Here is a 22,568-nt window from a genome sequence, read left to right as displayed (position 1 = left end):
ATGGAAGCACAGGAAAACTCCCAGACTGAGCAGAATGGTCAGGCGCCCAAGAAGCGCGAGCTGGCGCTCGTATCGCGCAGCACCTATATCAAGGAGAAGGCGCTGCAGTGGATCTTCTTTGCCTGCGCGTTCTTGGCGGTTGTTACCGTCATCCTGATTTTTGTCTTTACCACGTACTCGGCGCTGCCCGTCTTTACCGACATCGGTCTGGCGGACTTCTTTAGCTTTACGTGGGCGCCCTCTGAGGGTCACTACGGCATCGTGTCGCTGCTTGCCGGCTCGGGTCTGGTGACCGTCGGCGCGCTCGCCATGGGTGTGCCCCTAGGCGTGGGCACGGCCGTGTATCTGGTCGAGATCGCCAGCAAGCGCGTGCGCAAGCTCATCAGCCCTGCCGTTGACCTGTTGGCCGGCATCCCTTCTATCATCTATGGCTTCTTTGGCATGATCATCATCCGCCCGTTTATCGCACAACTGACCGGCGGTCTTGGTTTTGGCGCGCTGACGGCGTGGTTCGTGCTCGCCATTATGATCGTGCCCACCATCACGACGCTTACCATCGATGCTCTCAATTCCATTCCCATGGGCATTCGCGAGGCATCGTATGCCATGGGCGCCACCAAGTGGCAGACTATCTATAAGGTCGTGTTACCTGCCGCCAAGCTGGGTATCGTGGATGCCATCGTGCTGGGTATGGGCCGTGCCATCGGCGAGACCATGGCCGTGCTCATGGTCGTGGGTAACGCCCCGGTTATTCCCGACAGCATTGCGAGCCCCATCTCGACGCTCACGAGCCAGATTGCGCTCGACATGAGCTATTCCTCGGGTCTGCATCGCTCGGCGCTGTTCGGCATGGGCGTGGTCCTGTTTATCATTTCCGCCACGCTGGTGGGCATCGTCCGCCTGGTTTCCAAGAAGAAGAGGGGGTAGGCTATGTCCGATTCCGTTGACACGACGGTCGATACGACCTCGTCGCGCGAGCGCATCAAGCGTGCCCTTTCCCACGGCAAGAAGGGCCGCATCAACAAGGACCTGTCCAACAAGATCATGCTTGGCGTGTTCCGTGCCGCGGCATACATCACCACGCTGGTGCTGGTCGCTATCATCGCCTACGTGGTCATCAACGGCCTGCCACACATCTCGCTCGACTTTATCTTCGGTTGGCCCCAGGGCGTCAACGCCGAGGGCGGTATTTGGCCCACGATCGTCTCGACCGTCTATGTGACGGCGCTCGCCATGCTTATCTGCACGCCGATCGCTGTGCTGGCAGCCGTCTATCTGGCCGAGTACGCCAAGCAGGGCAAGATCGTCGAGCTCATTCGCTACGCTGCTGACGCTTTGGCCTCGGTGCCCTCCATCGTTATGGGCCTGTTTGGCTACGCCTTGTTTGTCGAGGCTATGGGTCTGGGCCTTTCGATGGTCTCGGCCGCCCTGGCGCTTGCGCTCTTGATGCTTCCCATCGTCATGCGCACCACCGAAGAGGCCATTCGCGCCGTTCCGCGCTATATCCGTTGGGGCGCGTACGGCCTGGGCGCCACCAAGTGGCAGGTTGTCTCCAAGATCGTGCTTCCTTCTGCCTTTGGCCGTATTGCCACGGGCATTGTCCTTGCCATCGGCCGTGCCATTGGCGAGACCGCCGTGGTGCTCTACACCATGGGCCAGGCCATCAATCTACCTATCTCGCCGCTCGATTCCGGCCGCCCCATGACCGTTCACCTGTACCTGCTTGCCAACGACGGCATCAACATGAACGCAGCCTACGGCACCGCGCTCTTGCTGATGTTGATCATTCTGGCCTTCAACCTGTTTGCGCGCTTCCTGTCGCGCAAGCGTCGCTAGTTAAGGAGTCCCATGTCCGTTTATCAGTCCGCTCCCACGCTGGAGCAAGCGGCCATTACGGCCAAGGATTTCAACTTTTGGTACGGTGACTTTCATGCGCTGACGGGGCTCGACCTCAACATCGCCAAAAACGCCATCACCTCCTTCATTGGCCCTTCGGGCTGCGGCAAGTCGACGTTTTTGCGCTGCATCAACCGCATGAATGACCTGATCGAGGGTACGCGCGTCGAGGGCACCATGACGCTCGACGGCAATGATATCTATGCCGAGGGTGTCGACCCGGTCGACCTCCGTCGTCGTGTGGGCATGATCTTTCAGCAGCCCAACCCGTTTCCCAAATCCATCTACGAGAATGTCGCCTTTGGCCCTCGTCTGCAGGGCGTGACTAGCAAAAGCGACCTCGATGACATCGTGGAAGAATCGCTCAAACGCGCCAACCTCTGGAAAGAGGTATCCAATCAGCTCAACAAGGATGGTTTGGCGCTCTCGGGCGGTCAGCAGCAGCGTCTGTGCATCGCGCGCGTGCTTGCGGTGCAGCCCGATGTCCTTCTGATGGATGAGCCATGCTCCGCCATCGACCCCACGTCCGTCTCTAAGGTTGAGGATCTGATGGCCGAGCTGGCGCCCGAGATGACGATCATCATCGTCACGCATTCAATGCAGCAGGCAGCTCGTATCAGCGACTACACCGCATTCTTCTTGCAGGAAGTTGCCGGCGAGCCCGCCACGCTCATCGAGTATGGTCAAACCGACGCGATCTTCACAAGCCCGGTAGATTCGCGGACGGAAGACTATATCACCGGCCGCTTTGGCTGATCGGTGCGACTAGTCCCAATCCGATCGGACCTGGTCCGGTGCGTATTCACTGTGCGGGCGGCATGACCGCACCCAACTGATTGGAGTGAACCATGCGCAAACTGTTTTCCCGTCAGCTCATCGAGGCCCGTCACGAGATGCTGAGCATCTACGAGGCCGTCGATCTGGCCCTCCACGATGCCGTTAAGGCCTATGTGACCGACGACCGCAAGCTCGCCACCAAGACCAAGAAGCGCACGCTTTCGATTGACGCACGCTGCGCCAACCTGGAGGCCGTCTGCTACAACCTGATTGCCACGCAGTCACCGGTCGCCTCCGACTTCCGCCTGCTTCAGACGATCATCTACGTCGACTTTAACCTGCAACGCATGACCGATAAGGTCCGTCAGATCTGCCGTGCCACGCGTCATATGATCAAGGCCGACATCTCGCTGCCCAAGGAGCTTGTCGGCACGGTCGAGGCCGAGGCTGAGGCCGTCTACCAGGTGCTGGGCTCTTCGCTTTCTGCGCTCGTCACCAACGACATGTCCATCATCTGCAACTTGGCCGTCGAGGACGAGCCAGTGCACGCCGCCTACGAGAAGTTCTTCCGCACCTTTAACCGTATGGATACGGGCGACTTTATGGACGACGACAGCAACTATGACGACCTGCGCCGCGCCATCATGGTTTCGCGCTACCTCGATCGCATCGCCTCGATTTCCATCGATGCCGCCTGCCGCCTGACCTTCCTGCTGACTGGTCAGCGCATGAATGCCGGCGATATCGCCCGCACGGACGAGGACGAGCTCGAGAGCATGCGCGTGCCTTCGGGCGAGGGCGTCATCATGAGGCCCGCCGTCGATGCGCGCTACGTTGCCAAGGTGCCCGTTAACGAGGTCAGCGAGGGACTTCGCTACCTGCTCGATCATCTTGAGGACGAGGACGATGACGAGGACGACGAGGAGTAAGTAATCCCGTTCGTCGAAAGATTGTAAATACCTAAGTGAGCGCGGCCTTGCACATGCGGGGCCGCGCTCTTGCGTTAGCATGGGACTACTTGTTTGGCCGTCAGCGGAGGCGATTGGCAATGGATAACTATTTGGACTTGATGCGCGCTCGCCGCGAGCAGATTCTGGAACGTTTTTATGCGGCGCTCGATCGCGCAGGCCGTCCCCACGACGCCGCGAGCCTCATTGCCGTGTCCAAGACCGTTGGTGTCGATGAGACCGTTGCCGCCATCCAGGCGGGGTATCGCCATTTTGCCGAGAACCGCCCGCAGGAGCTGGTTCGCAAGCTCACGGGTCTGGCGGAGCATCCGGAGCTGCCCGAGGTGCGCTTCGATATGATCGGCAACCTGCAGACCAATAAGATCAATGCGGTGCTGGGCTCAGCCGAGCTGATTCACTCGGTGGGTTCGCTGCATCTGGCGCAGGCGATCTCGAGCCGTGCTGTCCGCAAGATTGAGGCAGGCGAGCTCGCCGGCCCCCAGCGTGTGCTCATTGAGGTCAATGTGAGTGGTGAGGAGTCGAAGGGAGGCTTTTCGCCCGATGAGATTCGCGCCGCCGCGGGTGAGCTTGCGGAACTTGAGGGAATTTGCGTGCAGGGGCTTATGACTATGGCGCCCCGGGGGAATAAGGATGTGGCACGCCGCACCTTTGCGGGGCTTCGTGAGCTGAGGGATGAGCTGGAGGCGGCGCATCCCGATTTGAACCTGCCTGAGCTTTCCTGCGGCATGAGCGAGGACTTTGAGCCTGCCCTTGAGGAGGGCTCTACGCTCGTTCGCCTGGGCAGGGTAGTATTTAGCCCGGAGTTTGCAGTAAAATAAGGCTCTGAAGTGCGCACTGATTATCGGGGCGCCTGCACTAAACCGCGAGAGGACACAACCATGGGCTTCCTTGACGAGATTAAAAATAAGATGCACCTGGGCGGCCAGCAGGGTTACGACCAGGGTTATGGCCAGGACGACGACTACGGCTACGATGACGGCTATGACGATAGTTATCAGGGCAACGGCTACAGCGGTGCTTCGGGCGAGGGCTTCTACACCCAAGACGAGCCGAGCAACGGCCTGCTTGGTCAGACGCGCCGCGGTGAAGCTGAGTCGGTTGCCGTGTATACGCGCTCCGGTCAGCTGGTCGGCGATGACTCTCGCCATGCCACAACGTATAACCCGCCTTCGCGCTCGCAGGACAGTGTTGCGAGCGGTTATCGTCCTGGTGCCTATGACACGCCGTCTAGCTACGCCGAGAACACCCGCGCCCGTGCCGCCGCTGCGCCCGCGCCTGCACCGAGCGATGCCTCGGCCTATGCGAGCAATATCATCAACGCCACACCGCAGCTGCCGGCCTATGTCCTGCGCCCCGAGAGCTATGACGACGTGGAGACCGTGGTGCGCCGCGTTCGCACCAAGCAGCCTGTCGCACTGATTTTTGTGGGCGTACGCACCGAAGTTGCCAAGCGCGTCTTGGACTTCTCTTACGGCTTTGCCTGCGGTCTGGGCGCCACGGTCAAGGAGGTAGGCGACCGCGTATTCATGGTGCTGCCCGCCGGCTGCGAGGTTAAGGATTCGGACCTCAAGAAGCTTCGTGCCGACGGCTACCTTAAGTAAACCCAAGACGAGGAGATTCTCATCAACATCTACACCATTGTCCAGCTGGTCAACACGCTGTTCAACTTCTACTCCACGCTCATCGTGGTCTATTGCTTTATGACGTGGATTCCCATGAAGCAGGGCGGCCTGCTGCAGGATATCGCTGCAGTGCTCGATAGCGTCTGCGGCCCGTGGCTCAACCTCTTTCGTCGGTTTATCCCGCCGATGGGCGGCGTTGATTTTTCGCCGGTCGTTGCGATTATTGCGTTGCAGTTGGTGCAGAGGCTGATTCTGCAGCTTCTTATAGGTATACTCGTATAGAACTGACTTAGTAACTTACGTCGGGCGTGTAGCGCCGAGGCGATGAAAAAGGAGACTTGTTATGGCTATTACCCCTGCAGACATCCAGGCTCAGACTTTCTCTGAGGCCAAGCGTGGCTACGATCCTGCCGAGGTCGACGTCTTCTTGGAGACGCTGTCCTCCGAGGTTGACGCTATGCTTGCCAAGATCGTTGATCTTAAGGGTCGCCTGACCGCCACCGAGCAGCAGCTTGCCGACGCGCAGGCTCAGCTTGCCCAGGCCCAGGATACCGCCGCTCAGGCCGTTCCCGCTGCTCCTGTGGCCGCTCCCGCACCCGACTTCTCCGCTCAGGAGCGTCAGATCTCCGCTGCCCTGATCGCTGCCCAGCAGACCGCCGAGGCAATTGTCAACGACGCCAACGAGAACGCTGATCGCATCCGCAACGAGGCTGACGCCAAGGCCCGCGAGGTTATCCGCCAGGCTCTGACCGAGAAGCAGGCCGAGCTCGAGGAAATCGACCGTCTGAAGGCTTCCCGCGAGGAGTTCAAGGCCGAGTATCTCAAGCTCATCCAGCACTTTATGGACGACGCCCAGAACTCCTTCCCGGCCGACCTCATGGCCTCCACGCCGGTCGGTTCTGCCGCTTCTCCCGCGGTGACCGTTCCCGCCGCCGAGCCGCTGCCCGTCGCCGATCCGGTTGTCCCCGTGGCCGATCCCTTCGCCCCGATCGACAACTTTGCCGCCGACGACCTGGACTAACACCAGAACTACAATCTAGTGTCCGTAAGAGGAGCTCGCACCTGCGGGCTCCTTTTTTGTGGCTGTATACGGGTTGGGAAACAAAACGCCGAGCTCTGCATGCGATAGGACAGAACTCGGCGAAGGGCGCGTGGTAAAAGGTAGATTTTAAGGTATGTCTAAAAACTACTTGAGGAGGAAGTTGGAGAGGGGAATAGTGCGGGCCTCGCGATGCTCGGGATCGGCGATGTGGTCGGCGGGATAGCCACAGACGAGCATGTGATAGGGATAGACGCCCTTGGGCAGATTGAACTGCTCCTGTGCCATCTCAGGCTTAAAATGGCATACCCAGCACGTTCCCAGGCCCTGCTCGGTGGCCTCCATCATCATCTGGTCGCACACGATGGACGTATCGATTTCACTGGAATTCATCTGGTCATACGGGCGCACCCAAGCATCATCGGTAACGCTGCAAATAAGGAAGACAAGCGGAGCTCCAAAGATAGACCCATCACGAGCAAACCGAGGCTGACAAGCAGCAGCCTTCTCCAACAGCTCAGGCGTATCCAGCACCATCACACGGGCTGGATGATTATTACAAGCAGAAGGAGCAATACGCCCAGCCTCAACAATGGCATCCACCACAGCCTGCTCAACAGAACGGTCCTCAAAAGAACGACAAGAATACCGACCACGAGCCAGATCCAAATAAGACATACAAGCCCTCCTAAAATTAAAAATCAAACAAACCAAAAGTAACCCAAAGAGTACCCAAAGCAGCAATCAGCCAAACGCTCATCAAGGGCCAAAGTGTCCGAACGGATACCAAAGGTCCCTTCAGCCAAACCCCCATCGCGCTAAATCTATCAGCCAAAGTTCCCAATGGTGGTGCATAAGGGAGCGGGCCCGGCCACTAATAACCTTTTGAACGACTCTGCTTGCAGCCGGAGTGAAAAAGGTTATTAGTGGCCGGGCCCGCGACCGGTGGGACATGTACCCCCAATTAACTGTTCTTCATGACAATCGAATCCACGACATCGGCCACATTCTCGCAGCAGTCGGCGCAGTACTCCAGGAAGGCGTACACGTCACGCCAGGCGATGACCTCGAGCGGGTCCTTGCCGTTAACGTGCAGGTTACGCATGGCGTTGATATAGAGCTCGTCAGCCTCGGACTCGATGGTGTTGATCTGGATGACGAGTTCGCGCAGAGTCTTGGACTTGCGGTAGTTGGGAAGCTCGACCATAAGGTCCTTCATGGCGCAGCAGGCGTCGGTCACCTTGTGGGCGATCACGATGGCATCGGGATGGATGCTCTGGATGTTGGTGAAGTAGACGCGCTGCACGACGCCCTCGATGCGGTCGAGCACGGTGTCGAGCGAGCAGCTCATCAGGTCCAGATCCTCGCGCTCAAGCGGGGTGATAAAGGCGGTGAGCAGGGCGTCCTCAAGCTCATGGTGCTTCTTGTCGGCCGCATGCTCGATCGCATGCATCTTGTCGAGCATATCGTGAATCTTTGCGGGATCGAAGTTCTCGAAAATCTTGGTAAGCAGCTCGGCGGCCTGGACGGCGAGGTCGGCGCAGGCGACGTAGTTGTCAAAGTAGAACGAATCGGGTTTCTTTGCCATGAGTGGGTCCTTTCGAGGCGAAGACGGGTGGGCGAGGTGTTACGGTCCGGATGGACGTTCGGTTTGACTAGATGAACATCATGAACAGCTTGGCCATGACAAAGCTGATGAGTCCGCAGGCGGGGAAGGTGAAGAACCAGGTGAACATCATGTCCTTGACGACGCCGAAGTTGATGGCCGAGAGGCGTTTGACGGCACCGACGCCCATGATGGCGCAGGTCTTGATGTGCGTGGAGGACACGGGGATGCCGGTAAGGGTGGCAAGCAGCAGGTTCGCGGCGCCCGCCAGGTCGGCGGAGAAGCCCTGGTACTTTTCGAGCTTGACCATGCTCTGGCCAACGGACTTGATGATGCGCTCGCCGCCCACGCTGGTGCCGATGCCCATGGTGGCCGAGCATAGCAGCATAATCCAGATGGGGATGCCGGCATCGCCGACGCTCGTCTGGCCGCTGGCAAAGGCCACGCCTAAAAAGAGCACGCCGATGAACTTCTGTCCATCCTGCGCGCCGTGCATGAAGCTCATGGCCGCGGCACTCGCGATCTGAGCGTATTTAAAGAAGACGTTGGCACGTCGCCTGTTGGCGGCGGCGAAAAGAATCGAGACGAGCTTGCACAGGACCCAGCCCATGACAAAGCCCAGGCCGATGGAGAGCGCCAGGCCGTAGATGACCTTCATCCACTCGTGGACGTTGACGCTGCTCGCGCCGCCGAGGGCGATAGCGGCACCGGTCAGGCCGGCGATAAGGCTGTGGCTTTGCGAGGTGGGGATGCCAAAACGCGATGCCGTGGCGCCGTAGACGACGATGGAGAAGAGCGCCGCGCACAGGCAGGCGAGCGCCATGGTGCTGTTTCCGCCAAAGTCAACGATATGCGAGATGGTATTGGCGACGCTCGCGTTAAAGTGCGTCATGATGAGCACGCCGAGGAAGTTGAATGCGGCGCTCATGAGAATGGCGGCGCGGGCGGGCATGCAACGCGTAGTGACGCAGGTCGCGATGGCGTTGGGCGCGTCGGTCCATCCGTTGACGAAGATGGCGCCCAACGCGAGGATCACGGTGACGGCAAGGACTGGGTTCGACACAATTTGGCCGAGGAAGGTTGAGAACGTTACGTCCATATATGGGCTTTCTCGAAGTTTGCAGACACGTTACAAAAACATGATAAATCGTATCACCTCCTGCGGGTTTCTTTGCCGAGTTCTGATGGGAGAAGTAATTTTTTGGCACTAAAATTGAATATTAGCCCTGTTGACCGTGGGTGTTCTTTTTGCTATCACGCCATGCGGACACGCGCGATTGCTACGACACTCCAAAAACCACAGTCTGTTCGCTTTACAACATGCAAACATGCGTTCGATAATAGGGGGCATGGAATATCGACAGACAGATGGCAAAACTCGACGCGTGCACAAGCAGTATGTGGACGTCGTGGCTCGCATCCTCGCGGGCGGACAGGTTGTGCCGGTCACCGTCTGCTGGGTCGACGGTCGTTGCTTTACGATTGACGAGATTGTCTCGACCACTGGGTTTGGCCTGACGGTTCACGGCATTCGTACGGCAACCTATAGGGTCCGTTTTGGCGGTCATGCGACCGAGTTGTATCTGGAGGACCAGACGCGCGAACGACCAGATGGCTCGCAGGCCCATCTGATGCGTTGGTGGGTGTGGGCATTCGACCGTACGCTCGAGGGCGAGCGCCGTGGGTAAGGACGTACGGCATTCGGGTACAATGACAGGAATCTTGTCAGCTACTGCGCCGTTATTTGTGGCGCTTTTTGAAAGGACGAACCTATGAACGATATCCAGGGCTATCAGAACGGCCCCGTCGAGACCGGCGCAAGCCGCGCCAAGGAGATGTCGCCGCGCGCGTACAATCTCGCCATGTCTGCCCTGATCTTCTTGGGCTTTTGCGCCATGGGCGCTGGCGCCTACTTTACGAGCACCATGTCGTTTGCGCGCATGATGATGAGCGGCGCCGCCTTGCCGCTGGTCTTTGGCTCGTTTATTTTGACCATCGTCGGCATGGTCATGATGTCGGCCGCCGCCAGCAAGCAGTCCGTGGGCTTGTCCCTTGTGGGCTACGTAATCTTTGCGAGTACCTTTGGCCTGACCGCGTCGTTTGGCCTTGCCAACTACGACCTGCCCACCATCAACACTGCCTTTATCGCCACGGCCGCTATCACCTTTGTCTTTGGCGCTTTGGGCGTGACGTTCCCCAAGTTTTTCCAGCGCGTATATGGCATCGGTTTTGGCATTCTGCTCGCCACTATTCTGGTTGAGATCGTGCTGATGTTCATGGGCGTCTCGCAGACCATCACCGATCTGATCGTGATCGTGGTGTTCGCCGGCTTTATTGGCTACGACACCTATGTTGCCACGACGGTGCCGCCTACGCTGCCCAACGCCGTGCTCATGGCGTCCAATCTGTTCGTGGACATTATCAACGTGTTCCTGCGCATCCTGAACATCCTTGGCCGTCGCGATTAGTGGCGAATTGCGGCGGTGCTTGCCGTGCGTGCAAATCGATGCGAAAGGCGGTCCTTCGGGGCCGTCTTTTTTGTACGCGGCGGGGTATCATGGATGGGAAAAGCCGATAGCGGCAGCGACAGGAAAGGTGGCCACGTATGGCAGACGTCGACAACAGGAACCGTAACCGCAGGTCCAACCGAGCGGGTCAGCCCAATCCCAAGCGCGAGGCCCGTGCTAAGGCCGCCGAGCGTCACGTGGCAACTGTGTCCGAAGCGTGCGCCAAGGATATCGAGCGTTCGCTTGCCGGTGTTCGCGAGTTTGACGGTATGCCTGCCGGCTTTGTCGCGGCGATGAAGGCCAAGGCCCAAGCGGCTGCGGCTGCCGAGGAGCCGGTTGCCGAGGAGTCTGAGTCCGTCGAGGTCGAGGCCGCTGAGGTTGCGTCCGTCGAGACCGAGGTCACGGACGAGTCTGCGCCTGCCGAGAAACCCGCAGAGACCGAGTCCGCGCCTGCCGAGGAGCCCGCTCCGACCCTGCCCGAGGTCACCGTGCTTGATGCCTCCGCCACGCAGGCCATTCTGGACAACGGCCGTGGCTATGCGCAGTTCTGCGACATGGCAGTGCTCGCCTTTGCCTCGTTCACCAACCCGGGTGGCGGCTACATCCAGGGCTATCTGGGCCAGGAGGCTACGCTCTGCGCCGATTCGTATCTGTACAACGTGCTCGACAAGCAGCGCAAGTGGTATGGCGAGAACCGTCGCCGCAATATCAACTGCGAGCTCTACCGCAACCGTGCGCTGGTAGTGCCTGCGGTGCGTTTTGACCGCAACCACGTGCATGCGTATGCCGATGTGATCGTGGCCGCCGCGCCCAATGCCAAGCGCGCACGCCAGGAGTACCGCGTGAGCGACGATGCGCTGCTGGACGCGCTGCGCGACCGTATCCGCTTTGTGCTCGCCATCTGCGACGAGCTGGGTCGCGAGAAGCTCGTACTGGGCGCTTGGGGCTGCGACAACAACGGTTTTGATGCCGAGGCCGTGGCCGAGATTTTCCGCAAGGAGCTCGCATCGGGCGACTTCAAGGTCAAGCAAGTCTTCTTTGCCGTGCCTTCTACGCGCTGGGATGAGGATTTTGCCAAGTTCGAGCACGTGCTGGCAAACTTCCCCGAGCGCAACGAGGAGTCCTATGCCCAGGTTGCCGCTCGCGCTGCGGCAGCTCGCGCCGCCGAGCAGGCCCAGGCTGCTACCGAGGATGATGAGGACGAGGACGATTGGCGCAAGTACCTGTAATCGGTACGTGCTGACAGATAGGTCGAGCCGACGGGAGAGGCTGCTTCCGTCGGCTTTTTACTGAGCGAGGGGCTTACGATGAAAAACGTTCTATGCTTTGGCGACAGCAACACCTATGGTTACGATCCGGCGGGCATGCGCGACGGCACCGCGGTGCGCTATGCGCAGGATGTGCGCTGGTGCGGCGTGGCCCAACGTGACTTAGGCGAGGGCTGGCATGTAATTGAAGAAGGCCTCAACGGCCGCACGACGGTACGCGACGACATGTGCCATCTGGACACCAATCTTAACGGCATCCGCGCACTTCCGATGCTGCTCGAGGCCCATAAGCCGCTGGACGCCATTGTGATCATGCTGGGCACCAACGACTGTAAGACGGTCTTTGGCGTGACAGCTTCCGATATCGCCCGTGGTGCCATGGCGTTGATTCGCGCCGTCCGTGCGTTTGCCTGGACCGATGCCGCGCCCTGCCCACGGATTCTGCTGATGGCACCTATCAAGATTAAGCCGCAGATCGCCGATGTATATATGACCGACTTTGACGAGCATTCCGTAGAAGCCTCGGAACATTTTGGTGAGTACTACGCGCATGTGGCTGAGCAGTTTGGCTGCGACTTTTTGAATGCCGCCGATTATGCCGAGCCGGGCGATATCGACTATCTGCATATGATGCCCGAAAGCCACGAGAGCTTGGGACATGCCGTGGCAGCCAAGCTCCAAGAGATGCTCGGTGAGTAGCGCGAGCCCAAGCCACCGCAAAGGTGCCTGCCCCCTTTGCGGTGGTTTTGGATCGTTTGTTTGTCTTGATCTGTAACAGTTGTAAGGTCGAAAACGGGCTAGATGTTACAGATTGAGATTATTTAGGTCGATATCGGTCGTTTGTCTCGATCTGTAACATCTAGGGTCGATTTTGCCGAGTTACTGTTACAGATTGAGATTATCTTCTCAGCGGAATTTGAATGTCTCGATCTGTAACAGGTGGGCCGAAAAATGGGCTCTAACTGTTACAGATCGAGATGTTTGTGGGAGCCACCGCAAAGGTGCCTGCCCCCTTTGCGGTGGCTCTGGGCTGTGAATCTTAATACTGCCACATGTGGTTGACGGGGCCGGAACCTTTGCCCATGTCAAAGCCAGCGGCGAGAGCGCCGGTCAGGTAGGCCTTGCCGGCGTTGATGGCGTCGGCAAGTTCCATGCCCTGGGCCAGCGCGCAAGCGATGGCGGATGAGAGCGTACAGCCGGTGCCGTGCGTGTTGCTGGTCTCAATGCGCTTGTGGCGAAACCACGTAGTGAGCGGATCGCCCAGATGGTTGCCCTCGTCATCGAGTGGCGCGGGCTCGGCCAATACATCGTTAGCCTCGTTGACAAGATGCCCACCCTTAACGAGGGATGCGCAACCAAAGCGGCGGGTGAGGAGCATGGCAGCATTTTGCTGTGTGCGCTCGGAGTCGACCTCGTAGTCAAGCAGGGCCATGGCCTCGGGAATATTGGGCGTGATGACGGTTGCTAGTGGGAACAGGCGGCGGGTGAGTGCCTCGGAGGCATCCTCGGCAATCAAGCGCGCGCCCGAGGTGGCGACCATGACGGGGTCGACGACCACGTTCGTTGCGTTCCAGGCGCTCAAGCGGTCGGCGATGACTTCGATAATCTCGACAGAAGAAACCATGCCGATCTTGACGGCGCTTGGGCGGATATCGTCAAAGACAGCGTCAATTTGCGCGGCTACGATATCTGGCGAGATATCCTGCACGGCGGTGACGCCCAGTGTGTTTTGCGCTGTAATGGCGGTTATGGCCGTCTCGGCATACAGGCGGTGCGCCGTGATGGTCTTGATGTCGGCCTGAATGCCGGCACCGCCGCTGGAATCGGATCCCGCGATGGATAGAACGGCGGGTACCTTACTGCGATCCATGCTCACTCCCTTGTCCGGTCGGATTCAAATGGGTCTTTAAGTCTGCATTATAAAGATGCCCGGGCCGGCTGTATTCCGAACCCGGGCGGGCGATGCAATCTTTACGCAAATGTAAGCAAATGTTCACATGTCAACAATTGACGAACACCATGTTACCGATTGCGGCTCCGGTGACGCGTTAATCCTCCATGCCGAGGTCGATCGTTGTGCCTTCGAACACCTTGTTAACGGTACGGACGGCGCACATCTTGCCACACATGGTGCAAGTGCCCTCGGTGGCGGCGGGAGACTCCTCGTAGCGCTTCTTGCCCGTAACTGGGTCGAGCGCGCACTTCCACATGGCGTCCCAGTCGAGCTTGCGGCGTGCCTGGCCCATCTTGTCGTCCATGTCGCGGGCGTGCGGCACCTTCTTGGCGATATCGGCGGCGTGTGCGGCGATCTTGGTAGCCATGAGGCCATCGAGCACGTCCTGGGCGTTGGGCAGGCACAAGTGTTCGGCCGGCGTCACGTAGCACAGGAAGTCGGCACCGGAGCTGGCGGAGATAGCGCCGCCGATGGCAGCGGTGATGTGGTCGTAGCCCACGCCGATATCGGTCACCAGCGGCCCCAGCACATAGAACGGGGCGTTGTGGCACAGGCGCTTCTGTAGCTTCATGTTGGCGGCGATCTCGTCGAGCGCCATGTGACCCGGGCCCTCGACCATGACCTGGACGCCGGCAGCCCAAGCGCGCTTGCACAGCTTGCCCAGCTCGATCATCTCGGCAGTCTCTGTGGCGTCGTTGGAGTCGTAGAGGCAGCCCGGGCGGCAGGAGTCGCCGAGCGAAATCGTCACGTCGTACTCGTGGCAGATCTCGAGCAGCTCGTCAAAGTACTCGTAGAAGGGGTTTTCGTTGCCGGTGACCTCCATCCAGCCAAACAGCAGCGAGCCGCCGCGGCTCACGATGTTCATGAGGCGGCCGGTCTCCTTAAAGGTCTTGGTGACCGACTTGTTGATGCCGCAGTGGATGGTCATAAAGTCCACGCCGTCCTCGGCGTGCGCGCGCACGACCTCGAACAGGTCATCCTTGGTAAGCTTGACCAGCGGCTTTTCCATGTAGCCGATGGCGTCGTACATGGGGACGGTGCCCACCATGAGCGGCGTCTCGTCGATGAGCTGCTGGCGGAACTGGCGCGTCTTGCCCGAGTTGGAAAGGTCCATGATGGCGTCGGCGCCAAAGTCCTCGGCGATCTTGACCTTCTTCCATTCCTCGGCGGCATCGGCTTTATCGCCCGAGATGCCCAGGTTGACGTTGACCTTAGTAGACAGGCCCTCGCCGACACCAAAGGCGCGCATGCCTTTTTTGATGTGCACGATGTTGGCGGGAATGGCGATGCGGCCGTCGGCCACGCGCTCGCGGATGTACTCGGGGTCGCGATGCTCGCGCTCGGCGACTTCCTTCATCTGCGGCGTGATCTGCCCGGCGCGGGCGAAGTCGATTTGCGTGACGAGCTTGGGCTCGGTCTGTGTGCTCATTGGCACGGCTCCCTTCGTTGGCATTACCCATATCAGGTTTGCGGGTCAGGGCGGGCGCGCCCAGTCTCAGCCTGCCGTCTTGTCCTGCAAGCTCCCCGTTTATGTAATGGGCTCAAGTATAGCTCGAATGGGTACGATTGGCCTAACGAGCGTGCCTGTGGGGAGGCGAACATGGAAGACAAGCATCTATATCGAGAGACGCAATGGGATGTATCGGCCGAGGAAAGCCGTGCGCACCATGGCCTTGTCGCGATTGGTTTTGCGGTGCTTGCTGTGCTGGTGATTGCCGTTTGTATCTGGACGTTTGGTGGTCGCGGCGGCGCTGCATGGGAGTTCGAGGCTGATGATAGCCTACCGATAATGACGGTGAAGGTCGCGGGTGGCAATACCGTTGCCGCGCCGGGCGACTATTGGTATCCGCGCGATGGATTTGTCCAGCTGCAGCTGAGCGGCGGTTCCATTCCTGGTGAAGAGATCGAGCGCGTGACCTTCGATGCGTCGCTTAAGACGCTGTCGGTCGAGCTCAAAGATCAAGGGGATGTGCCCACGACGATGGATATCGCGCTGACGGAATGGCGCTTGGAACCCCCATCGGGTGTTGCGGTGTCCGAGGTAGAGCACGTCAAGATTGTCTATCAGGACGGCTCGACAAACGGGATTGCAAAGGCCGATGGCTTAGCGGAATAGACGCCGTGCCTAGGCAGCACATTCAAAAGCGGCGGTGGTCCTACAAGGCCTGTTCGTTCAGGAAGACCAAAGTGTTTTTATTTGAAAGCTCGGGAAAGTGGCGATAGCCAACATCGAACGCGGTGAGCCCGCTTACATCCTCGAGCTTGTTTTCTGCCATCCAGCGCACCATGGAGCCGCGCGCCTTTTTGCTGGCGGTCGAGCGCTGGATGGGCTTGCCGTTGCGAATGCCTTCGCCAAAGAGGCATGTGACGGCCGTGGCGTCGCACGCGAGGCAGGGCAGAACGGCTTTGGCATACTCTATGCTGGCGAGGTTGACGATCGTGATGTTGGAGCCCGCCGGAGCGATGGCCCGTGCGAGCTTGTCGCCCCAAAACGCGTAGAGGTCTCGGGCATCGTCGACGGCAAGCTTCGCGCCCATCTCCAGCCGATACGGTTCAACGGCATGAAAGGGGCGTACGCATCCGTAAAGGCCCGAGAGGATCCACAGATGGTCTTGCAGCCATGCGAGCTGCGCGGAATCCATCACCTCGGGTGCCATGCTCTGGTATTGAATGCCGTGATAGGACATGACGGCAGGGGAGAGGTGGCGGGCGAGTGCGGGATTGTCGAGATCGCTGTTATTCAGGATGGGCCGGAACTCATGCAGGGTGTTGAGGCAAGGCCCCAGCAGTTTGTCACTCACGTTCCAGAGCGCCTGCAGGCCACCGCTGCCTTCATTCCGCTCGATATCTAGCAGTGCGCGGTGGAGGTGAGCCGTCTCGTGCGCAAAAGGTGGAATGCCCAGGACTTCAAAAGCATCTTGGGCCGCACGCATCTGCTTGGCGGGCGAAATGATGACCTGCAGCATGGACTCTCCTCTGCCAAAAAGGAAGTTGCGGTGGAATACGGTCTGTTTTGGCCATTTATGGGCCAGTTTAGTCCGTATTTCACCGCAACGGATGAAGGGTCGGTTAGGCGCGCTCGATGAAGGCCTTGTAGCCGCGATAGGCCTCGTAGATATCGGCCTTGTTGGCGACCTCCCACAGGGCGTGCATGGACAGGACGGCAACGCCGGAGTCGATGACGTTCATGCCATACTCGGCCATGATGTAGGCGATGGTGCCGCCGCCGCCCGCGTTGACGCGGCCGAGCTCGCAGGTCTGGAAGTCCACGCCTGCCTCGTCCATGATGTCGCGGATGAGAGCGACGTACTCGGCGTCGGCGTCGTTGGAGCCGCCCTTGCCACGGCTGCCCGTGTATTTGTTAAAGCACAGGCCGCGACCCATAAAGGCGGCGTTCTTGGTCTCGAACTTGCCGGCGTAGCCCGGGTCAAAGCCGGCGGACACGTCAGAGGAGAGCATGCGGCTGCGGGCGAGTGCGCGGCGCAGGGCCAGCGGGCTGCTCTCGCCGGCGAGCGTCATGATCTCGGCGACGGTGTTCTCGAAGAAACGGCTCGTCATGCCGGTGGCGCCCACGGAGCCGATCTCCTCCTTGTCGACGATGAGCGTGATACTCGTACGCTCGACGTCTGCCACGTTGATCTGGGCGAGCATGGAGGGGTAAGCGCAGACGCGGTCGTCGTGGCCATAGCCCAAGATCATGGAGCGGTCGAGACCCATGTCGCGGGCGGGGCCGGCGGGCACGACCTCGATCTCGGCGGAGAGGAAGTCCTCCTCCTCGACGTCGTACTGCTCCTTGAGGATATCCAGGAACATCTGCTTGACGGGCTCCTTGGGAGCGTCCTTGTCGTCCTCGTCAAACTTGACGGGGCGGCCGCCCACGATCACGTCGAGGATCTCGGCGTCGACGGCGTCCTTGGCGGGCTTGGCCATCTGCTCGCTCGAGAGGTGGATCAGCAGGTCGGAGATGGTAAAGACCGGGTCGTCGGCCTTGTCACCGATGTTGATGTCGACGGTGGTGCCGTCCTTTTTGCAGATGACGCCCACGAGTGCGAGCGGGGAAGCGACCCAGTGGTAGCTCTTGACGCCGCCATAGTAGTGCGTGTCGAGATAAGCCATGTCGCCGGCCTCGAAGGCGGGGTTCTGCTTGAGGTCCAGGCGCGGCGAGTCCACGTGGGCGCCCAGGATGTTAAAGCCCTGCTCGAGCGGGGCGGTGCCCAGGTTGACGAGCATGAGGTCCTTGCCGTGGTTGGCGGCGTACACCTTGTCGCCGGCCTTGAGCGCGCGGCCCTCGGCGATCACGGTCTCCAGATTGACGTAGCCCGCCTCCTCGGCCATCTTGATACCGGCCTTGACGCACAGGCGCTCGGTCTTGTTCTCACTCAAAAACCGCTTATAGCCGCGGCAAAGCTCCTCGAGCTCCTCGATCTGCTGTGGCGTGTACTTTTTCCATGCGCTGGGACGCTCCATGACGCAGGCTCCTTTCGGATCGATCGTGCTGGTTGATGTACCGTGAGCCATCGTATCACGCGCGGGCCCGCGGCGGCAGGGAAGCCTGATGTGCGGTGGCCGCGGGGCGGGGAGCGTGTAAACTGGTGTGAGCAAACCGTGCCCAGCCCAAAGCGAGGTATTCAATATGTCTGAAAAGCGCCGTACCTTTGCCGTCATCGACGGCAACTCGCTCATGCATCGCGCCTTCCACGCCGTGCCGCCGACCATGAACGCGCCGGACGGTCGCCCCACCAACGCGATCTTTGGTTTTCTGAACATGTTCCTCAAGATGATCGATGCCTTTAATCCCGACGGCGTTGTCGTGGCGTTTGACAAGGGCAAGCCGCGCGTGCGTATGGAGATGCTGCCGCAGTACAAGGCGCAGCGCCCGCCCATGGACCCCGACCTGCACGCGCAGTTCCCCATGATCAAGGAGCTGCTCGCCGCGCTCAACGTGCCCATTTTGCAGTCCGAGGGCTGGGAAGGCGACGATATCCTGGGAACCATGGCGCGCCTGGGCGAGGAGGCCGGCTGCGACATGCTGCTGGTGACCGGCGACCGCGACATGTATCAGCTCGTGACCGAGCACGTTAACGTGGTCTCGACTCGCAAGGGCCTGTCCGACGTGGCGATCATGACGCCCGAGAGCGTGGACGACCTGTATCACGGCATCACGCCGGCGCTCGTGCCCGATTTTTACGGTCTGAAGGGCGATACGTCGGACAACATTCCCGGCGTACCGGGCATCGGCCCCAAAAAGGCGAGTGCGCTCATCGCGCAGTACGGCAGCCTTGACGAGGTCATCGCGCATGCTGACGAGGTCAAGGGCAAGATGGGAGAAAACCTGCGCGCACACATCGACGACGCGCTGCTGAGCCGTAAGGTGGCGACCATCCGCACCGATGCACCCGTTGAGCTCGATTTTGAGGCGACGTCCTTCCCGGCGTTTTCCGCCGATGAGGTTTCCGCGGCGCTGGGCACGCTTGGTATCACCGCCATGCAGAACCGTTTCTTGGCGCTGATCGGCGGCGAGGGCGGGGCAGCTGCCAGCACGTTTGAGATTCCCGCCGTTTTGCGCGCAGCCGCCGGCGATGCTGGCGCGCTTGGTGCCGTTGCGGCTGAGGTCTCCCGCGTGATTGATGCCGGCGAGTGGGTCGCCGCCGTGGTGGACGATGACAAGGAAGAGGGCGCGCTCTTTGGGCTGACGCGCACGCTGTGGTTGGCGACGTCCAAGGGCCTGTTTGCGCTCGAGGAGGGCGACAGTGGTGCGGCGGCTGAGGTTGAGGGCTTCAACTTCGCCCACGGCGTGATTGCCGGCGTGCTCGCGCGTCTGTTTATGGAAGGCCGTGTGGCGAGCCCGGATATGAAGGCGCTTCTGCATGAGCTTTCGCCCATCGATTCTTCTGAGCTCGAGCTCATGGATCCGCTGGCAGTCGATTCCACGCGCATCTTCGATACCGTTGTTGCCGCCTACCTGTTGGATTCCGACCGCTCCGAGTTTGACGAGGTGTATCTGGCCGATACGTATCTGCAGATGGCGCTGCCTGCGGCGCGCGGCGCAGAGGGTGCTGGCGAGGACGCTCCTGCGCCCGCCGCTCGCACGGCGGCCTTGACGCTGGCGCTGGTTGCACCGCTGCGTGACCGCATGGCCCGCGAGAACGCCGCCAACGTGTTCGATGGGATCGAGATGCCGCTCGTGCCGGTGCTTGCCAAGATGGAGCGCGCGGGCATGCTCGTGGACCCCGACCGCCTGCACAGTCTGTCCGAGGGCCTGGCGACCCAGATTGCCGATGTCGAGCGCAGCATTCGCGACCTGGCCGGCGACGAGACCTTTAACATCGGCAGCCCCATGCAACTCTCGCACGTGCTGTTTGATGTTATGGGACTTCCGACCAAGGGCCTCAAAAAGACCAAGCGCGGCTACTATTCGACCAACGCCAAGGTGCTGAGCGACCTTGCCCGCGACCACGAGATCGTGCGCCTGATTTTGGACTGGCGTGAGAAGTCCAAGATTAAGTCGACCTATCTGGACACGCTGGGCCCGCTGCGCCGTGGTGACGGGCGTGTGCACACCACGTACAACCAGACCATCACCGCGACGGGGCGTTTGTCTTCGAGCGACCCCAATCTGCAAAACATTCCGACGCGCTCGGAGCTGGGGCGTACCGTCAAGACGGCGTTCTCGGCGGGCGAGGGCAGCGTCTTTTTGGCGGTGGACTACTCGCAGATCGAGCTGCGCCTGCTCGCGCATCTTTCGGGTGACGAGCACCTGGTGCGCGCCTTCAACGAGGGCGAGGACTTCCATGCCGAGACGGCCGCGCGCGTATTTGGCGTGCCGGTGTCCGAGGTGACACCCGACCTGCGTAGCCGCGCCAAGGCCGTGAACTTTGGCATCGTGTACGGTCAGCAGGCCTATGGTCTGTCGCAGTCGCTGCACATCTCGATGGCCGAGGCGCGCGATATGATCGATCGCTACTACGAGGCCTACCCGGGCGTGCGTACGTTCCTCGACAGCGTGGTGGCACGTGCCAAGCAGACGGGCTACGCCGAGACCATGTACGGCCGCCGGCGTCATATTCCGGAGCTCAAGGCCAAAAACCCGCAACTCCGCGGCTTTGGCGAGCGCACGGCCATGAACCACCCCATGCAGGGCACCGCGGCCGACATCATCAAGATCGCCATGGCCCGCGTAAGCCGCCGCCTGGAAGAAGAGGGTTTTGCCGCCCACATGATCCTGCAGGTACACGACGAACTGGACTTTGAGTGCCCCGTCAACGAAGTCGAGCGCCTTACCGCCATGGTCCGCGACGTCATGGAGCACGTCGTAGACCTACGTGTACCCCTCATCGCCGAAGCCAGCACCGGCATAACCTGGGCCGACGCGAAATAGGAAAGCAACCACAGTTCCAAAGTAACCGAAAACAGAAGGACGCCCCTCATCAACAAGGAGCGTCCTTCGTTCAATTAAATTCAGCCAAGTATCTAGGCGCCAAGACGCCATCCAGGCGGCAAGCAAGTAGCCCAAGGACCTGGCCGGGCGAGTCGGGTAAGTTTTTCGTAGATTCCGCACGAGCCGGAAAGCACCAAATGTGCTTTCCGAGCGAGCCCAGGACCTGACCGAACGAAAAACTTACCCGACTCGCCCGGCCAGGTCCGACGAGCAACGTTAACGTGCCGCCAGGATAGCGTCGATGAGCGTCAGTACGCCCCCGTCGTTGTTGCTCGGAATGCGCCATTTAGCATGTGCGTTCATATGCTCCTCGGCGTTGTCCACGATAAAGCTGTGACCGACGCGCTCAAGCATGGGGATGTCGTTGTAGGTATCGCCCACGGCTGCGGCGTCTGCAATATCGATGCCGAGCTGCTCGCACAGATGCGCCACGCCCGAGCCCTTGTCGACGCCCAGGTTCATAAAGTCGATCCACTCGCGGCCCGCATTGGTAACGTAGAGCTGGTCCGAGAACGCGGGGTTATAGTCCTCGCGAAATGCGGGCTCGGCATCGTAGGCGGGGAAGAAGATCGAGATCTTGTTGGACTCGACGTCAAGGCCCTCAAAGGTATCGACGTAGTTGATCGTGTTGTAGTAGACGCTGATCTCGTCGTGGTACTGATGGTCGCGGGCGAGCACATAGAACTCGTCGTAGCAGCACAGGACGGGAACGGCGCGCGGGTCCTCCGAGGCACGAGCAAGCACCTGCTGATACAGCGCCACATCGATGTTGCTCTTATAGATATAGCTGCCGCGATAGATCACGCACGCTCCGTTGTCGGGACAAAAGGCGAGGCGGTTCTTAATGCCCTCGAACATTTCCTCGAGCTTGGGGGCAGGCCGTCCGCTGGCGGGGCAGAATACGATGCCTGCGTCGGCGAGCTTGTCCAGGCGCTCGTCAAGACCCTGCGGCAACACGCGCTCGTCGGTCAGCAGCGTCTTGTCCATGTCGACGGCGAGAATCTTAATGTTTCCGATATGGGTGTCCGATTCGTAAGTTTGCATAAAAGCGCGCCTTTCGTTTCGAAATTGTTTCAGACGTTATAACCATCAACCAGTAACTGAGCGTATTGTCGCAGGAACGGAGCGTATTTGCACCACGCTTCACAAACTAATGAAAAAACTTTTCAGTAATTTGAATTTGCCGCTTGTACAGCAGGCACTTTAGCGTAATATAGCGACCATCGAAAACGGAGACGGCAAAAGAGCCGCTTACCGAGGAAAAGGTACCGTTTACGATATTAGAATTGCGCCCGGCGATAGGTGAAAGGAGAGGCAGATGCAGTTCGTAAAGATCATCACTACTGCAGACAATGCCATCCGACGCCAGCGCGCAATTTCCCGACGACGATAACAATCGTCTCTGTCCGCATGGGGCGAATTGCCTCAACAGAGTCATTTTGAGGTCGTTGGGTTTTAGCACGACATTGCTGCATGTTTCTAGGGCATGTATG

Annotated in this window: 22 protein-coding genes and 1 riboswitch; of the genes, 14 read left to right on the top strand and 8 right to left on the bottom strand. The window is 59.9% G+C overall.

The annotated features are described in order from the left end of the window. The 8 genes from pstC to DWW51_RS04155 all read left to right on the top strand — a co-directional run bounded on the left by pstC (position 1) and on the right by DWW51_RS04155 (position 6,284). Positions 1-927, top strand: coding sequence for a phosphate ABC transporter permease subunit PstC (gene pstC / locus DWW51_RS04190; protein ID WP_117564650.1), 927 nt, complete (start codon positions 1-3; stop codon positions 925-927). Between the two features lie 3 nt (positions 928-930). Beyond that, positions 931-1,836, top strand: a complete 906-nt coding sequence (gene pstA / locus DWW51_RS04185) for a phosphate ABC transporter permease PstA (RefSeq protein WP_117773628.1) — start codon at positions 931-933, stop codon at positions 1,834-1,836. Positions 1,837-1,848: 12 nt separating this feature from the next. Then, on the top strand, positions 1,849-2,652 hold the full coding sequence (gene pstB, locus DWW51_RS04180) for a phosphate ABC transporter ATP-binding protein PstB (protein ID WP_089571588.1): 804 nt from the start codon (positions 1,849-1,851) through the stop codon (positions 2,650-2,652). Between the two features lie 92 nt (positions 2,653-2,744). Beyond that, positions 2,745-3,602: a PhoU domain-containing protein gene (locus DWW51_RS04175; RefSeq protein ID WP_117584222.1), complete on the top strand. Its 858-nt coding sequence runs from the start codon at positions 2,745-2,747 to the stop codon at positions 3,600-3,602. Positions 3,603-3,721: 119 nt separating this feature from the next. Beyond that, complete coding sequence (locus DWW51_RS04170; protein WP_117584221.1) at positions 3,722-4,459, top strand: YggS family pyridoxal phosphate-dependent enzyme; 738 nt, start codon at positions 3,722-3,724, stop codon at positions 4,457-4,459. A gap of 60 nt (positions 4,460-4,519) precedes the next feature. Further along, positions 4,520-5,242 carry a cell division protein SepF gene (locus DWW51_RS04165; protein WP_055251691.1) on the top strand — a complete coding sequence of 241 codons (723 nt, stop codon included), beginning with the start codon at positions 4,520-4,522 and terminating at the stop codon, positions 5,240-5,242. Between the two features lie 15 nt (positions 5,243-5,257). Further along, positions 5,258-5,545: a YggT family protein gene (locus DWW51_RS04160; protein ID WP_164473347.1), complete on the top strand. Its 288-nt coding sequence runs from the start codon at positions 5,258-5,260 to the stop codon at positions 5,543-5,545. Positions 5,546-5,606: 61 nt separating this feature from the next. Further along, the gene (locus DWW51_RS04155) at positions 5,607-6,284 is read left to right on the top strand and encodes a DivIVA domain-containing protein (protein ID WP_117640320.1); all 678 of its coding nucleotides are present in this window, start codon (positions 5,607-5,609) and stop codon (positions 6,282-6,284) included. Between the two features lie 165 nt (positions 6,285-6,449). Here the strand turns inward: DWW51_RS04155 and DWW51_RS04150 are convergent, their stop codons facing one another. The 3 genes from DWW51_RS04150 to DWW51_RS04140 all read right to left on the bottom strand — a co-directional run bounded on the left by DWW51_RS04150 (position 6,450) and on the right by DWW51_RS04140 (position 9,007). Then, the gene (locus tag DWW51_RS04150; RefSeq protein ID WP_117773627.1) at positions 6,450-6,980 is read right to left on the bottom strand and encodes a nitroreductase family protein; all 531 of its coding nucleotides are present in this window, start codon (positions 6,978-6,980) and stop codon (positions 6,450-6,452) included. 286 nt (positions 6,981-7,266) lie between these two features. Continuing rightward, positions 7,267-7,890 carry a DUF47 domain-containing protein gene (locus tag DWW51_RS04145; RefSeq protein ID WP_117640319.1) on the bottom strand — a complete coding sequence of 208 codons (624 nt, stop codon included), beginning with the start codon at positions 7,888-7,890 and terminating at the stop codon, positions 7,267-7,269. A gap of 67 nt (positions 7,891-7,957) precedes the next feature. Further along, positions 7,958-9,007 carry an inorganic phosphate transporter gene (locus DWW51_RS04140; protein ID WP_117640318.1) on the bottom strand — a complete coding sequence of 350 codons (1,050 nt, stop codon included), beginning with the start codon at positions 9,005-9,007 and terminating at the stop codon, positions 7,958-7,960. A gap of 250 nt (positions 9,008-9,257) precedes the next feature. Here DWW51_RS04140 and DWW51_RS04135 point away from each other — a divergent pair, with 250 nt between their 5' ends. From DWW51_RS04135 to DWW51_RS04120, 4 genes are all read left to right on the top strand, one after another. Continuing rightward, entirely contained in the window at positions 9,258-9,596 is a 339-nt protein-coding gene (locus tag DWW51_RS04135; protein ID WP_117640317.1) for a hypothetical protein, read from the top strand. 84 nt (positions 9,597-9,680) lie between these two features. Then, positions 9,681-10,376 carry a Bax inhibitor-1 family protein gene (locus DWW51_RS04130; RefSeq protein WP_117640316.1) on the top strand — a complete coding sequence of 232 codons (696 nt, stop codon included), beginning with the start codon at positions 9,681-9,683 and terminating at the stop codon, positions 10,374-10,376. 137 nt (positions 10,377-10,513) lie between these two features. Next, on the top strand, positions 10,514-11,644 hold the full coding sequence (locus DWW51_RS04125; RefSeq protein WP_117640315.1) for a TIGR02452 family protein: 1,131 nt from the start codon (positions 10,514-10,516) through the stop codon (positions 11,642-11,644). A gap of 78 nt (positions 11,645-11,722) precedes the next feature. Beyond that, on the top strand, positions 11,723-12,382 hold the full coding sequence (locus tag DWW51_RS04120) for a GDSL-type esterase/lipase family protein (RefSeq protein ID WP_117640314.1): 660 nt from the start codon (positions 11,723-11,725) through the stop codon (positions 12,380-12,382). 340 nt (positions 12,383-12,722) lie between these two features. Here the strand turns inward: DWW51_RS04120 and thiD are convergent, their stop codons facing one another. Both thiD and thiC read right to left on the bottom strand, forming a co-directional pair. Beyond that, positions 12,723-13,553, bottom strand: coding sequence for a bifunctional hydroxymethylpyrimidine kinase/phosphomethylpyrimidine kinase (gene thiD, locus DWW51_RS04115; RefSeq protein ID WP_117640313.1), 831 nt, complete (start codon positions 13,551-13,553; stop codon positions 12,723-12,725). Positions 13,554-13,731: 178 nt separating this feature from the next. Further along, positions 13,732-15,066 carry a phosphomethylpyrimidine synthase ThiC gene (gene thiC / locus DWW51_RS04110; protein ID WP_099431544.1) on the bottom strand — a complete coding sequence of 445 codons (1,335 nt, stop codon included), beginning with the start codon at positions 15,064-15,066 and terminating at the stop codon, positions 13,732-13,734. Beyond that, positions 15,059-15,174, bottom strand: a riboswitch (TPP riboswitch). Its footprint overlaps the gene before it by 8 nt. A 63-nt stretch (positions 15,175-15,237) precedes the next feature. On the opposite strand from thiC, the gene DWW51_RS04105 reads away from it, so the two are divergent. Further along, positions 15,238-15,753 carry a hypothetical protein gene (locus DWW51_RS04105; RefSeq protein WP_117773625.1) on the top strand — a complete coding sequence of 172 codons (516 nt, stop codon included), beginning with the start codon at positions 15,238-15,240 and terminating at the stop codon, positions 15,751-15,753. A 40-nt stretch (positions 15,754-15,793) separates the two neighbouring features. On the opposite strand, the gene DWW51_RS04100 is transcribed toward DWW51_RS04105, so the two are convergent. Beyond that, positions 15,794-16,603, bottom strand: a complete 810-nt coding sequence (locus DWW51_RS04100) for a YaaA family protein (RefSeq protein ID WP_117773624.1) — start codon at positions 16,601-16,603, stop codon at positions 15,794-15,796. Positions 16,604-16,706: 103 nt separating this feature from the next. Beyond that, the gene (locus DWW51_RS04095; RefSeq protein ID WP_117773623.1) at positions 16,707-18,104 is read right to left on the bottom strand and encodes an aminopeptidase; all 1,398 of its coding nucleotides are present in this window, start codon (positions 18,102-18,104) and stop codon (positions 16,707-16,709) included. 166 nt (positions 18,105-18,270) lie between these two features. Between DWW51_RS04095 and polA the strand changes: the two genes are divergently transcribed. Beyond that, complete coding sequence (polA, locus tag DWW51_RS04090; protein ID WP_117773622.1) at positions 18,271-21,015, top strand: DNA polymerase I; 2,745 nt, start codon at positions 18,271-18,273, stop codon at positions 21,013-21,015. Between the two features lie 276 nt (positions 21,016-21,291). Here polA and DWW51_RS04085 read toward each other — a convergent pair whose 3' ends face one another. Then, positions 21,292-22,119, bottom strand: a complete 828-nt coding sequence (locus DWW51_RS04085; protein ID WP_117773621.1) for a Cof-type HAD-IIB family hydrolase — start codon at positions 22,117-22,119, stop codon at positions 21,292-21,294. Positions 22,120-22,568 lie beyond the last annotated feature (449 nt).

It is taken from the genome of Collinsella sp. AF15-51 (assembly GCF_003462845.1).
Classification (GTDB): domain Bacteria; phylum Actinomycetota; class Coriobacteriia; order Coriobacteriales; family Coriobacteriaceae; genus Collinsella.
Note: the sequence above shows the minus strand (reverse complement) of the source record. Positions and strands in the feature narration are given on the sequence as shown.

Excerpts from the sequence above, each read along its gene's own strand:
- DWW51_RS04170 (WP_117584221.1), top strand. The coding sequence starts at position 3,722 with ATGGATAACTATTTGGACTTGATGCGCGCTCGCCGCGAGCAGATTCTG.
- DWW51_RS04105 (WP_117773625.1), top strand. The coding sequence starts at position 15,238 with ATGGAAGACAAGCATCTATATCGAGAGACGCAATGGGATGTATCGGCC.
- pstB (WP_089571588.1), top strand. The coding sequence starts at position 1,849 with ATGTCCGTTTATCAGTCCGCTCCCACGCTGGAGCAAGCGGCCATTACG.
- DWW51_RS04155 (WP_117640320.1), top strand. The coding sequence starts at position 5,607 with ATGGCTATTACCCCTGCAGACATCCAGGCTCAGACTTTCTCTGAGGCC.
- DWW51_RS04135 (WP_117640317.1), top strand. The coding sequence starts at position 9,258 with ATGGAATATCGACAGACAGATGGCAAAACTCGACGCGTGCACAAGCAG.
- DWW51_RS04095 (WP_117773623.1), bottom strand. The coding sequence starts at position 18,104 with ATGGAGCGTCCCAGCGCATGGAAAAAGTACACGCCACAGCAGATCGAG.
- DWW51_RS04085 (WP_117773621.1), bottom strand. The coding sequence starts at position 22,119 with ATGCAAACTTACGAATCGGACACCCATATCGGAAACATTAAGATTCTC.
- DWW51_RS04125 (WP_117640315.1), top strand. The coding sequence starts at position 10,514 with ATGGCAGACGTCGACAACAGGAACCGTAACCGCAGGTCCAACCGAGCG.
- DWW51_RS04140 (WP_117640318.1), bottom strand. The coding sequence starts at position 9,007 with ATGGACGTAACGTTCTCAACCTTCCTCGGCCAAATTGTGTCGAACCCA.
- pstC (WP_117564650.1), top strand. The coding sequence starts at position 1 with ATGGAAGCACAGGAAAACTCCCAGACTGAGCAGAATGGTCAGGCGCCC.
- thiD (WP_117640313.1), bottom strand. The coding sequence starts at position 13,553 with ATGGATCGCAGTAAGGTACCCGCCGTTCTATCCATCGCGGGATCCGAT.
- DWW51_RS04165 (WP_055251691.1), top strand. The coding sequence starts at position 4,520 with ATGGGCTTCCTTGACGAGATTAAAAATAAGATGCACCTGGGCGGCCAG.
- DWW51_RS04150 (WP_117773627.1), bottom strand. The coding sequence starts at position 6,980 with ATGTCTTATTTGGATCTGGCTCGTGGTCGGTATTCTTGTCGTTCTTTT.
- DWW51_RS04120 (WP_117640314.1), top strand. The coding sequence starts at position 11,723 with ATGAAAAACGTTCTATGCTTTGGCGACAGCAACACCTATGGTTACGAT.
- DWW51_RS04100 (WP_117773624.1), bottom strand. The coding sequence starts at position 16,603 with ATGCTGCAGGTCATCATTTCGCCCGCCAAGCAGATGCGTGCGGCCCAA.
- pstA (WP_117773628.1), top strand. The coding sequence starts at position 931 with ATGTCCGATTCCGTTGACACGACGGTCGATACGACCTCGTCGCGCGAG.
- polA (WP_117773622.1), top strand. The coding sequence starts at position 18,271 with ATGTCTGAAAAGCGCCGTACCTTTGCCGTCATCGACGGCAACTCGCTC.
- DWW51_RS04145 (WP_117640319.1), bottom strand. The coding sequence starts at position 7,890 with ATGGCAAAGAAACCCGATTCGTTCTACTTTGACAACTACGTCGCCTGC.
- thiC (WP_099431544.1), bottom strand. The coding sequence starts at position 15,066 with ATGAGCACACAGACCGAGCCCAAGCTCGTCACGCAAATCGACTTCGCC.
- DWW51_RS04130 (WP_117640316.1), top strand. The coding sequence starts at position 9,681 with ATGAACGATATCCAGGGCTATCAGAACGGCCCCGTCGAGACCGGCGCA.
- DWW51_RS04175 (WP_117584222.1), top strand. The coding sequence starts at position 2,745 with ATGCGCAAACTGTTTTCCCGTCAGCTCATCGAGGCCCGTCACGAGATG.